Source organism: Mycobacterium sp. ABE4_509, from assembly GCF_056160785.1.
Genome location: NZ_JBSWXU010000039.1, coordinates 24,731 through 37,123, shown reverse-complemented (window position 1 = coordinate 37,123; position 12,393 = coordinate 24,731). Strand labels below are relative to the sequence as shown.

The 12,393-nt window shown below is 69.7% G+C and carries 9 protein-coding genes; 8 read left to right on the top strand and 1 reads right to left on the bottom strand.

Features of this window, described 5'->3' with window-relative positions:
- The 6 genes from ACXAID_RS11255 to ACXAID_RS11230 all read left to right on the top strand — a co-directional run.
- A partial coding sequence (locus ACXAID_RS11255) for a transglutaminase family protein (protein WP_475022291.1) occupies nucleotides 1-1,673 on the top strand: 1,673 nt, incomplete at its 5' end.
- Complete coding sequence (locus tag ACXAID_RS11250; RefSeq protein WP_475022290.1) at nucleotides 1,673-4,375, top strand: circularly permuted type 2 ATP-grasp protein; 2,703 nt, start codon at nucleotides 1,673-1,675, stop codon at nucleotides 4,373-4,375. The genes ACXAID_RS11255 and ACXAID_RS11250, both read left to right, overlap by 1 nt.
- Nucleotides 4,372-5,304: a transglutaminase family protein gene (locus tag ACXAID_RS11245; protein WP_475022289.1), complete on the top strand. Its 933-nt coding sequence runs from the start codon at nucleotides 4,372-4,374 to the stop codon at nucleotides 5,302-5,304. Before ACXAID_RS11250 ends, ACXAID_RS11245 begins: the two co-directional genes overlap by 4 nt.
- Nucleotides 5,297-6,379 (top strand): zinc-binding metallopeptidase family protein, encoded by a 1,083-nt coding sequence (locus tag ACXAID_RS11240; RefSeq protein ID WP_475022288.1) that lies wholly within the window; start codon nucleotides 5,297-5,299, stop codon nucleotides 6,377-6,379. Before ACXAID_RS11245 ends, ACXAID_RS11240 begins: the two co-directional genes overlap by 8 nt.
- An 81-nt stretch (nucleotides 6,380-6,460) precedes the next feature.
- Entirely contained in the window at nucleotides 6,461-7,303 is an 843-nt protein-coding gene (locus ACXAID_RS11235) for a DUF3097 domain-containing protein (RefSeq protein ID WP_475022287.1), read from the top strand.
- Nucleotides 7,304-7,340: 37 nt separating this feature from the next.
- Entirely contained in the window at nucleotides 7,341-8,672 is a 1,332-nt protein-coding gene (locus ACXAID_RS11230) for a replication-associated recombination protein A (RefSeq protein ID WP_475022286.1), read from the top strand.
- Between the two features lie 55 nt (nucleotides 8,673-8,727).
- Here the strand turns inward: ACXAID_RS11230 and ACXAID_RS11225 are convergent, their stop codons facing one another.
- Nucleotides 8,728-9,012: a GlsB/YeaQ/YmgE family stress response membrane protein gene (locus ACXAID_RS11225; protein ID WP_475022285.1), complete on the bottom strand. Its 285-nt coding sequence runs from the start codon at nucleotides 9,010-9,012 to the stop codon at nucleotides 8,728-8,730.
- 216 nt (nucleotides 9,013-9,228) lie between these two features.
- On the opposite strand from ACXAID_RS11225, the gene ACXAID_RS11220 reads away from it, so the two are divergent.
- Both ACXAID_RS11220 and alaS read left to right on the top strand, forming a co-directional pair.
- The gene (locus ACXAID_RS11220) at nucleotides 9,229-9,630 is read left to right on the top strand and encodes a secondary thiamine-phosphate synthase enzyme YjbQ (RefSeq protein WP_475022292.1); all 402 of its coding nucleotides are present in this window, start codon (nucleotides 9,229-9,231) and stop codon (nucleotides 9,628-9,630) included.
- 65 nt (nucleotides 9,631-9,695) lie between these two features.
- Nucleotides 9,696-12,392: an alanine--tRNA ligase gene (gene alaS, locus ACXAID_RS11215; protein ID WP_475022284.1), complete on the top strand. Its 2,697-nt coding sequence runs from the start codon at nucleotides 9,696-9,698 to the stop codon at nucleotides 12,390-12,392.
- The last annotated feature ends 1 nt before the right edge of the window (nucleotide 12,393 follow it).

Here is a 12,393-nt window from a genome sequence, read left to right as displayed (position 1 = left end):
GGCCCGCACTGCGCCCGGGCGACCGGGGCGCGGACGCGCCGGCGCCCGAGGACGCCGCCGTCGTCGAGGAGGTCGCCGAGGACGACGAGTGGACGCCGACGACCGCGGTGGTCACCGAGATCCGCGACGGGCTGCTGCATGTCTACCTGCCGCCGACCGAGGAACTCGAGCACTTCATCGACCTGATCAGCCGGATCGAGGCGGCGGCCGCCCGGATCGACTGCCCGGTGGTGATCGAGGGGTACGGGCCGCCCAGCGACGCCCGGCTCGCCGCGATGACGATCACCCCGGACCCCGGGGTCATCGAGGTCAACGTGGCGCCGACGGCCAGCTTCGCCGAGCAGCGCGAACAACTCAAGACGCTCTACGATCAGGCGCGGCTGGCGCGGCTGTCCACCGAGTCGTTCGACTTCGACGGAACCCACGGCGGCACCGGTGGCGGCAACCACATCACGTTGGGCGGTATCACCCCGGCGGACTCGCCGTTGCTGCGGCGACCCGACCTGCTGGTGTCGCTGCTGACCTATTGGCAGCGCCATCCGTCGCTGTCGTATCTGTTCGCGGGTCGCTTCATCGGGACGACCTCGCAGGCCCCGCGGGTCGACGAGGGCCGTCCGGAGTCGGTGTACGAACTCGAGATCGCCTTCGCCGAGATCGCCCGGCTCTCCCAGTCGGCCGGCGGACCCAAGCTCGAAGATGGTCGCTCCGCAAGCTCCGCTCCGTGGATAGTCGACCGCGCGCTGCGCCATCTGCTCACCGACATCACCGGCAACACCCACCGGGCCGAGTTCTGCATCGACAAGCTCTACAGCCCCGACAGCGCCCGGGGGCGGCTCGGCCTGCTCGAGTTGCGCGGCTTCGAGATGCCACCGCACTACCAGATGGCCATGGTGCAGTCGCTGTTGGTGCGCTCGCTGGTGGCCTGGTTCTGGGATCAGCCGCTGCGCGCCCCGCTGATCCGTCACGGTGCCAACCTGCACGGGCGGTACCTGTTGCCGCACTTCCTGATCCACGACATCGCCGAGGTCGCCGCCGACCTGCGGGCCTATGGGATCAACTTCGACACCAGCTGGCTGGATCCGTTCACCGAGTTCCGGTTCCCCAGGATCGGCACCGCCGTGTTCGGCGGTGTCGAGATCGAGCTGCGCGGTGCGATCGAGCCATGGAACGTGCTGGGTGAGGAGTCCACCGGCGCCGGTACCGCCCGCTACGTGGACTCCTCGGTGGAGCGGCTGCAGGTCCGGCTGATCGGCGCCGACCGGCAGCGCTACATCGTCACCGCCAACGGGCACCCGATCCCGTTGTTGGCCACCGACAATCCCGACGTTCAGGTCGGCGGGGTGCGCTACCGGGCCTGGCAGCCGCCCAGTGCGCTGCACCCGACGATCACCGTCGACGGTCCGCTGCGCTTCGAACTCGTCGACGCCGCGACCGGCGTGTCCCGGGGCGGGTGCACCTATCACGTCTCGCACCCCGGCGGCCGGGCCTACGACACCCCGCCGGTGAACGCCGTCGAGGCCGAGTCCCGGCGCGGTCGCCGCTTCGAGGCCACCGGCTTCACCCCCGGCAAGGTCGACCTGTCCGAGCTGCGGGAGAAGCAGGCCCGCCAATCCACCGATGTGGGCGCGCCGGGGGTCCTCGATCTGCGGCGAGTGCGTACCGTGCTGCAGTAATGGCGTTTCCGGCGAGTCGTCCGACATCTTCCGGGGGTGTCGGAGCGACGGACTTCGACAACCCGCTGGCGCCGTACGGCACCATGCGGGCACAGCAGGCACTGTTCGACCTGCAGCCGGCCACCGGGGGCGCCGCCAACGGATACGACGAATTCGTCGACGAGGACGGCAATGTCCGCCCGGCCTGGCAGGAGCTGGCCGACTGCGTCCTCGACCGGGGCCGTTCGGGGCTGGACCGCCTCCGGGCCGCGGTGCGCAGCCTGGTCGACAACGACGGCATCACCTACGTCCAGACCGACCATCTCGGGGACGCGGTCACCAACGGTGACGGTTCCGCGATGCCCGGGCCCTGGCAGCTCGACGCGCTGCCGCTGGTGCTCTCGGCGTCGGACTGGGACACCCTGGAAGCCGGTCTGGTGCAGCGTTCCCGGCTGCTGGACGCGGTGCTCACCGACATCTACGGTCCGCGGCGGTCGCTGACCGGCGGCATCCTGCCGCCGGCGTTGTTGTTCTCCCACCCCGGATACCTGCGGGCCGCCCGCGGTATCGAGGTGCCCGGGCGGCACCAACTGTTCCTGCACGGCTGCGACCTGAGCCGGAGTTCCTCGGGCGACTTCCTCGTCAACGCCGACTGGGCGCAGGCGCCGTCGGGCGCCGGTTACGCTCTGGCGGACCGGCGGGTGGTCGCCCACGCCATCCCCGACCTGTACGAGGAGATCGGTCCGCGACCGGCCTCGCCCTGGGCGCAGGCGCTGCGGCTGGCGCTCATCGAGGCCGCCCCGGAGTCGGCCGAGGAGCCGGTCGTGGTGGTGCTCAGCCCCGGCATCCACTCCGAAACCGCGTTCGACCAGGCCTATCTGGCCAGCGTGCTGGGCCTGCCGCTGGTCGAGAGCGCCGATCTGGTGGTCCGCGACGGCAAACTGTGGATGCGCTCGATGGGCACGCTGCAGCGTGTCGATGTGGTGCTGCGCCGCGTCGACGCCGACTACACCGATCCGCTGGATCTGCGCGCCGATTCCCGCCTCGGCGTGGTCGGACTGGTGGAGGTGCTGCGCCGCGGTGCGGTGACGGTGGTCAACACGCTGGGCAGCGGTGTGCTGGAAAGCCCTGGCCTGCTTCGGTTCCTGCCCGAGCTGGCGGAGAAGCTGCTGGGGGAGACCCCGCTGCTGGCGACCGCGCCGATGTACTGGGGCGGCAGTGACATCGAGCGCTCGCACCTGCTGGCCAATCTGTCGTCCCTGCTGATCAAACCCGTGACCGGCGGTGAGCCGATCGTCGGACCGGAACTGTCGGCCGGCCAGCTCGAGACGATGGCCGCCCGGATCGAGGCCACCCCGTGGAAGTGGGTCGGTCAGGAGTTGCCCCAGTTCTCCTCGGCGCCATCGGACTTCCTCCCGAGCGGGATGTCCTCGTCGAGTGTCGGGATGCGCCTGTTCACCGTGGCCCAGCACAGCGGCTATGCGCCGATGATCGGCGGTCTGGGCTATCTGCTGGCTCCGGGCACGGCCGCGTACCGGCTCAACACGATTGCGGCCAAGGACATCTGGGTGCGTACCCCGGACCGGGTGACCGCCGAGATCATCCCGTCGGCGGCGCCGGCCGAGCCGGCCCTGGCCGACACCACCCGGTTGCCCGCGCTGTTGAGGTCGAGCCCCACCCACGAGATCAGCTCTCCGCGTGTGCTCTCCGATCTGTTCTGGATCGGCCGGTACGCCGAACGCTCCGAGAACACCGCTCGGCTGCTCACGGTGACCCGGGAGCGCTACCACGAGTACCGCTACCGGCAGGCGATGGACGGCAGCGAGTGTGTGCCGGTGCTGCTCACCGCGCTGGGCATCATCACCGGAACCGACACCGGTGCCGGCGGTGACTACCACGAGATGGTCGCCACCGCGCCGACCACGCTGTGGGCCCTGACCGCAGATCGGCACCGGCCGGGCTCGCTGGCGCAGTCGGTCGAGCGGCTGAGCCTGTCCGCGCGGGCCGTGCGCGACCAGATGTCGAACGACACCTGGATGGTGCTCTCGACCCTGGAACGGGCGCTGTTGCACGCGCCGGAGACCCCGCCGGACTCCAAGACCGAGGGCGAGGCCTTCCTGTCGTCGACCAACACGCTGACGTTGGCGGGCATGCTGGCGCTGTCGGGGATGGTCTCGGAGTCCATGGTGCGCGACACCGGCTGGATCATGATGGACATCGGCAAGCGGATCGAGCGCGGCCAGTGGCTCACCGCCCTGCTGCGGGCCACCCTGGCCACGGCTCGCACCTCCGAAGCCGAGCAGACCATCACCGAGTCCGTGCTGGTGGCATGCGAGTCCCTGGTGACCTACCGCCGGCGAAATCCGGGCAAGGTTAGTGTGGCGGGGGTGGCGGAGTTGGTGCTGTTCGACGCGGAGAACCCGCGTTCGCTGGTGTATCAGCTGGAGCGGTTGCGGGCTGATCTCAAGGCGCTGCCCGGAGCCTCGGGATCCTCGCGTCCGGAGCGCATGGTCGACGAGATCGGCACCCGGCTGCGCCGCATCGAACCCGCGGAGCTCGAGGACGTCGCCGCCGACGGACAGCGTGCCGAACTCGACGGACTGCTCGCCGGGATGAACCGCGACCTGCGCGAGCTGTCCGGCGTCATCAACGCCACGCACCTGTCGCTGCCGGGCGGGATGCAGCCGCTGTGGGGTCCCGACGAACGCCGAGTGGTGCCGTGACCGCGTTCCCGGACGGGCCGACCGCCGCGGGGGCCAGCAGGTGCTATCAGATCACCCACAGCACCGTGTACCGGTACTCCGATGTGGTCACCAGTTCCTACGGTCGCGGGTTCCTGACTCCGCGCGACTCCTCGCGGCAGCGCTGCCTGGTTCATGAACTGGCGCTCGACCCCGAGGCCGCCGACAGCTCCACCAGCCGCGACGCGTACGGCAACCTCAGCTCGTACTTCCACGTGACCGCCCGCCACCGCACACTGAGCATCACCAGCCGATCGGTCGTCGAGGTCGATCCGCCACCACCGGATCTGTACCAGGGGCCCTCGGCGCGGGCGCCGTGGGAGATCGCCCGCCCCGTCGGCACCGACGGGGCGCTGGCCACCGAGTTCACCCTGGACCTACAGCCTCCCGAGATCACCGACGCGGTGCGCGAGTACGCCGCGCCGAGCTTCGCCGAGAGTCGGCCGCTGATCGAGGTGCTCGAGGACCTGACCTCGCGCATCTACCGGGACTTCACCTACCGGTCGGGATCGACGACGGTGTCCACACAGGTGAGTGAGGTTTTGGCCGCGCGAGAAGGGGTATGTCAGGACTTCGCCAGGCTGGCGATCGCCTGCCTGCGCGCCAACGGTCTGGCGGCCAGCTACGTGTCCGGTTATCTGGCCACCGACCCACCGCCGGGAAAGGAACGAATGATCGGGGTCGATGCCACCCACGCCTGGGCGGCGGTGTGGACACCACAGAACGCGTGGCTGGGGCTGGACCCCACCAACGACCAGATGGTCGACGAGCGCTACGTGACGGTCGGATTCGGACGGGACTACGCCGACATCCCCCCGCTGCGCGGCATCATCTACACCGACTCGGAAAGCAGCGTCATCGACGTCTCGGTCGACGTCGCGCCCTATGAGGGGGGAGTGCTGCATGCGTGATTTCACCTGCCCCAACTGCGGGCAGCGACTGGCCTTCGAGAACTCGCTGTGCTTGAACTGCGGAAGCTCGTTGGGTTTCTCGCTGAACGACATGGCCCTGCTGGTGATCGCCCCGCCAGAGGAGAGCGAGCACGCCGGCGCGGTGGACGAGAGCCGCTACCAGCTGTGCGCAAATCTGCACCTGGCCGAATGCAACTGGCTGGTGGAGAAGAGCCCGGTGCCCAGGCTGTGTGTCTCGTGCGCGTTGACCCGGACCCGGCCCAACGACGCCGACACCGTGGCGCTGGCGGCGTTCGCGAATTCCGAACGGGCCAAGCGGCGGCTGATCGCCGAACTGTGCGAGCTGAAGCTGCCGATCGTCGGGCGTGACGTCGACCCCGACTACGGGCTGGCGTTCGATCTGCTGTCCAGTCAGTTCGAGAAGGTGTTCACCGGCCATGACAGCGGCCAGATCACCCTCGACCTGGCCGAGGGCGACGACGTCCACCGGGAGCAGCTGCGGATCTCGATGGACGAGCCCTACCGCACCCTGCTCGGTCATTTCCGGCACGAGATCGGGCACTACTACTTCTATCGGCTGATCAGCATCTCGCCGGACTACCTCGACCAGTTCAACGCCCTGTTCGGCGACCCGGATCTGGATTATCAGGCGGCGCTGGACCGCCACTACAGCGAGGGCGCGCCACCGAACTGGGAGGACGACTACGTCTCCTCCTACGCGACCATGCATCCGGCCGAGGACTGGGCTGAGACGTTCGCGCACTATCTGCACATCCGGGACACCCTGGACACCGGTGCGGCGTTCGGGTTGGCCCCGGCCACCGCGACCTACGATCGGCGCGTGTTGGGGCCCAGCGGATTCGACACGATCATCGACATGTGGCTGCCGCTGGCCTGGGCGCTGAACATGGTGAACCGGTCGATGGGCAAGGACGACCTGTACCCCTTCGTGCTGCCGCCCAAGGTGCTGGAGAAGATGCGGTTCATCCACACCGTGATCGACGAGATCACCTCGGACCCGGCCAAGCTCGCCGAGGTGGGTGCGCCGGTCGAACAGCAGCAACAGATCAGTTAGCGGGCAGCCCGGCCGGGGAACATCGGCAACACGCCTGCCGATGTTCGTCACCCGGCGCCGCGGCATCCCTACGATCACCCGGTGGCTGATCGCTATGGTTCCGACATCCTGGCCGACAACCCCCACGGTGCCCGCAAGCCCCGCTCGGCGGAGGTGCCCATCGCGATCGGCATGGTGGTCGAGGACGCGCAGACCGGATTCGTCGGCGCGGTGGTGCGCGTCGAGTACGGCCGGATGCAGCTCGAAGACCGCAACGGGCGCACCAAACCGTTTCCGGTCGGGCCGGGCTACCTGATCGACGGCAAGCCGGTCATCCTCACCGCCGCCCGCAACGCGGCGCCGGCAGCGCCGGCCCGCACCGCCTCCGGTTCGGTCGCGGTGGCCGGGGCGCGTGCCAGGGTCGCGCTGGCCAGCCGGATCTACGTGGAGGGCCGCCACGACGCCGAGCTCGTCGAACAGGTCTGGGGTGAGGACCTGCGCATCGAGGGTGTCGTCGTCGAATACCTGGGGGGTGTCGACGACCTCGCCGACATCGTCGAGGAGTTCCGGCCCGGACCGGGGCGCCGGCTCGGCGTGCTGGTCGACCACCTGGTGGCCGGATCCAAGGAGGCCCGCATCGCGGCGAAGGTGCGCCAGGGCCCCGGCGGCGAGCACACGCTGGTGGTCGGTCACCCCTACGTCGACATCTGGCAGGCCGTCAAACCTGCCCGCCTCGGTCTGCAGTCGTGGCCGGACGTTCCTCGGGGGCAGGACTGGAAGCACGGGATCTGCGCCGCGCTCGGCTGGCGGCACCGCGACCAGGCCGACATCGCCGCGGCCTGGCAGAAGATCCGCTCCCGGGTACGCGACTGGACCGACCTGGAACCCGAGTTGATCGGCCGGGTCGAGGAGTTGATCGACTTCGTCACCCAGCCGACCGACTGACGGCGCAACCGTCGTGCGGCAGTGGTAAGCAGGGAGCGTGTCCGACAGTCTGTTCGACGTTCCCGGTGCGGACGCCCCAGCGGACACCGGCACCGGCGGGGCCGGGTCGGCGCCGCTGGCGGTACGGATGCGCCCGGCCGCCCTCGACGAGGTCGTCGGTCAGGCGCATCTGCTCAAACCCAACTCGCCGCTGCGGCGCCTGGTCGAGGGTTCCGGGGCGGCCTCGGTCATCCTCTACGGCCCTCCGGGAACCGGTAAGACGACGCTGGCCTCGCTGATCTCGCAGGCCACCGGCCGGCGGTTCGAGGCGCTCTCGGCGCTGTCGGCGGGGGTCAAGGAGGTTCGGGCGGTCATCGACAGCGCCCGGCGCGCGGCGCTGCACGGCCAGCAGACCGTGCTGTTCATCGACGAGGTGCACCGCTTCTCCAAGACCCAGCAGGACGCGCTGCTGGCCGCGGTGGAGAACCGGGTGGTGCTGCTGGTGGCGGCGACCACCGAGAACCCGTCGTTCTCGGTGGTGGCGCCGCTGCTGTCGCGCTCGCTGATCCTGCAGCTGCAGCCCCTGACAGCCGACGACGTCGCCACGGTGATCCGCCGCGCGATCGACGACGAGCGCGGCCTCGGCGGTACGGTCGCCGTCACCGGGGACGCGGTGGACCTGCTGGTGCAGCTGTCGGCCGGGGACGCCCGTCGCGCGCTGACCGCGCTGGAGGTCGCGGCCGAGGCCGGTGGCGAGGTCACCGTCGACGTCGTCGAGCAGTCCCTCGACCGGGCCGCGGTGCGCTATGACCGCGACGGTGACCAGCACTACGACGTGATCAGTGCCTTCATCAAGTCGGTGCGCGGATCCGACGTCGATGCCGCGTTGCACTACCTGGCCCGGATGCTGGTGGCAGGGGAGGACCCGCGGTTCCTGGCCCGCCGGCTGGTGATCCTGGCCAGCGAGGACATCGGGATGGCCGATCCGTCGGCGCTGCAGACCGCCGTCGCGGCGGCGCAGACCGTCGCGCTGATCGGGATGCCCGAAGCACAGCTGACCTTGGCGCACGCCACCGTGCACCTGGCGACCGCGCCGAAATCCAACGCGGTGACTACCGCGCTGGGCGCCGCGATGGCCGACATCCGGGCCGGCAAGGCCGGGCTGGTGCCGGCCCATCTGCGGGACGGGCACTATGCGGGGGCGACCAAACTCGGCAACGCCGTCGGCTACCGGTACGCCCATGACGACCCTGACGGCGTTGTGCCGCAACAGTATCTACCCGACGAGCTGCAGGGTGTGGACTACTACCGGCCGACCAGCCACGGTGCCGAGCGTGAGATCGCCACCCGGCTGGACAAGCTGCGGGCGATCATCCGGCGCCGGCGCTGACCCGCAGTCGCCGCAACGGGGTGATCCGCGCGTGGTGGCGGCGCGGTCGGTACGCCTAGTGCAGCGCCTTGGATCGCCCGCGGCTCATGAGCGCGGCGACCAGGCCTACACCCGCGGCCGCGACGACGACCTGGACGAGCAGTTCGAGCCAGTCCACTCCCGCGGTGGCGGTCGGGATGCCCAGCACCCGGGCCAGGGCGGTCCCGATGAACGCCGACACGATGCCCACCAGGATGGTCACCAGGAAACCGATGGGCTGCTTGCCGGGCAGTACCAGCCGGCCGAGCACGCCGACGACGGCGCCGATGAGGATGGCGCTGATGACGCCGGTGATGGTCATGGTGTCCTCCAGGTATGCGCAGTGGCGATGCGCACAGAAATACCCTCGCCCGATGGCCAATAAACGCCTGCGTCAACCGGCTCCGCCGCCGCCGTGGCCGACGGGTGCTGACCACTGCCAGCGCGGCCGATCGGTGCGGCCGACTGCGAAAGCCTGCTGTACAGCCGCGCCGCCGACCTCACCTGAGCTCGTAGGCTCGAAACCATGAACACCGAAATCCTCGACGTCGACACCTCGCGGCGCCGCATCGTCGATCTGACCGCGCAGGTCCGGCAGTTCTGCGCAGCCCAGCGCGGTGGCGGTTCCGACGGCTTGTGCAACGTGTTCGTCCCGCACGCCACCGCGGGTGTGGCGATCATCGAAACCGGCGCCGGTTCCGACCACGACCTGGTGGAGGCCCTGGAGCGGTTGCTGCCGCGCGACGACCGCTACCGCCACTCCCACGGCTCCCCGGGGCACGGCGCCGACCATGTTCTGCCCGGCCTGGTCGCACCGTCGGTGACGGTTCCGGTCGGCGACGGGCAACCGTTGCTGGGAACCTGGCAGAGCATCGTGTTGGTGGACCTGAACAGGGACAACACGCAGCGAAACGTGCGGCTGAGCTTCGTGACGGGCTGACTCGGTCGACCGGTACTGTGGACCGGTCGAGTACTCGCAGGTGACATTCAAAAGGACGGCAGGACGTGCAGACACACGAGATCAGGAAGCGGTTCCTCGATCATTTCGTGAAGGCGGGCCACACCGAGGTGCCCAGTGCTTCGGTGATCCTCGACGATCCGAACCTGCTGTTCGTCAACGCCGGCATGGTGCAGTTCGTCCCGTACTTCCTCGGTCAGCGCACGCCGCCGTGGCCCCGCGCCACCAGCGTGCAGAAGTGCATCCGCACCCCCGACATCGACGAGGTGGGCATCACCACCCGGCACAACACGTTCTTCCAGATGGCCGGCAACTTCTCGTTCGGCGACTATTTCAAGGCCGGTGCCATCGAGCTGGCGTGGACGCTGCTGACCGGCTCCGCCGATCAGGGCGGGTACGGGTTCGACCCCGAACGGCTGTGGGCCACCGTCTATCTGGACGACGACGAGGCCGCCCAGCTGTGGCAGGACATCGCCGGGTTGCCGCCCGAGCGGATCCAGCGCCGCGGCATGGCCGACAACTACTGGTCGATGGGCATTCCCGGGCCGTGCGGTCCGTCCTCGGAGATCTACTTCGACCGCGGACCCGACTACGGGATCGAGGGCGGCCCCGAGGCCAACGAGGACCGCTACATCGAGATCTGGAATCTCGTGTTCATGCAGAACGAGCGCGGCGAGGGCACCTCTAAGACGGACTTCGAGATCCTCGGACCGCTGCCGCGGCAGAACATCGACACCGGGATGGGCGTCGAGCGGGTGGCCTGCCTGCTGCAGGGCGTCGACAACGTCTACGAGACCGACCTGCTGCGCCCGGCAATCGACCTGATCGCCGGCATCGCGCCGCGCGGCTACACCCAGGGTCACCACGATGACGACGTGCGCTACCGGATCATCGCCGACCACAGCCGCACCGCGGCGATCATCATCGCCGACGGAGTCAGCCCCGGCAACGAGGGCCGCGGATACGTGCTGCGCCGGTTGCTGCGCCGCATCATCCGGGCCGCCAAGCTGCTCGGTGTCGAGCAGCCGATCATGGCCGAGCTGATGGCCACCGTGCGCGACGCGATGGGGCCGTCGTATCCGGAACTGGTCGGCGATTTCGAGCGCATCCAGCGCATCGCCGTGGCCGAGGAGACCGCGTTCAACCGCACCCTGGCCTCGGGGTCGAAGTTGTTCGACGAGGCCGCACGCGCCACCAAGGCCTCCGGTGCGGCCAAGCTGTCCGGAACCGATGCCTTCACCCTGCACGACACCTACGGTTTCCCGATCGAGCTCACCCTCGAGATGGCCGCCGAGGCCGACCTGGCCGTCGACGAAGAGGGTTTCCGGAATCTGATGGCCGAGCAGCGCCAGCGCGCGAAGGCCGACGCGGCGGCGCGAAAGCAGGCGCACACCGACCTGTCGGCCTACCGGGAACTGATCGACGGCGCGCCCACCGAGTTCACTGGCTTCAACGAACTGACAACCGAGGCAACCATTCTGGGGATCTTCGTCGACGGCAAGCGGGTTCCGGTGGTGTCGCACCAGGGCCGCGACGGCGCCGCCGAGCGGGTGGAGTTCATCCTGGACCGCAGCCCGTTCTACGCCGAATCGGGCGGCCAGATCGCCGACGAGGGCACGGTCAGCGGGACCGGCTCCTCGGAGACGGCCAAGGCTGCGGTCACCGATGTGCAGAAGATCGCCAAGACGCTGTGGGCGCATCGCGTCACGGTGGAGTCCGGTGAGTTCGTCGAGGGTGACACCATCGTCGCCGCGGTGGACCCGCGCTGGCGGCACGGCGCGACCCAGGGGCACTCGGGCACCCACATGGTGCATGCCGCACTGCGGCAGGTGCTGGGCCCCAACGCGGTGCAGGCGGGTTCGTTGAACCGGCCCGGCTACCTGCGTTTCGACTTCAACTGGCAGGGTGCGCTGACCGACGAGCAGCGTGCCGAGATCGAGCAGGTCACCAACGAGGCCGTCGAGGCCGACTACGAGGTGCACAGCTTCACCACCGAGTTGGAGCGGGCCAAGGCGATGGGCGCGATGGCGCTGTTCGGTGAGGCCTATCCCGACGAGGTCCGGGTGGTCGAGATCGGCGGCCCGTTCTCGCTGGAGTTGTGCGGCGGCACCCACGTGCGCAGCTCGGCGCAGATCGGGCCGGTGACACTGCTGGGTGAATCCTCGGTCGGCTCCGGGGTGCGCCGCGTCGAGGCCTACGTCGGCATGGATTCGTTCCGCCACCTGTCCAGAGAGCGTGCCCTGATGGCAGGCCTGGCGTCCTCGCTCAAGGTGCCCTCCGAGGAGGTGCCCGCCCGGGTCGCCACGTTGGTCGAGAAACTGCGGGCCGCCGAGAAGGAACTCGACCGGCTGCGGATGGCCAACGCGCGCGCCGCGGCGGCCAACGCGGCCGCCGGTGCCGAGGAGATCGGAAAGGTCCGCGTCGTGGCCCAGCGGATGGCCGGCGGCATGTCCGGGGGCGACCTGCGGTCGCTGGTCGGGGATGTGCGCGGCAAGCTGGGCAGCGGCCCGGCCGTCGTCGCGCTGATCGCCGAGGGCGACGACGACTCGGTGCCGTACGTGGTCGCGGTCAACCCGGCCGCCCAGGACCTCGGTCTGCGGGCCGACGACCTGGTCAAGGAACTCGGGGCGGCGCTCAACGGTCGCGGCGGAGGAAAAGCCGATCTGGCTCAGGGGTCCGGTAAGGGGGCGGCGGGTATCGACGCGGCGCTGGCGGCGGTGCGCGCGGAGATAGGCCGAGGCTAGC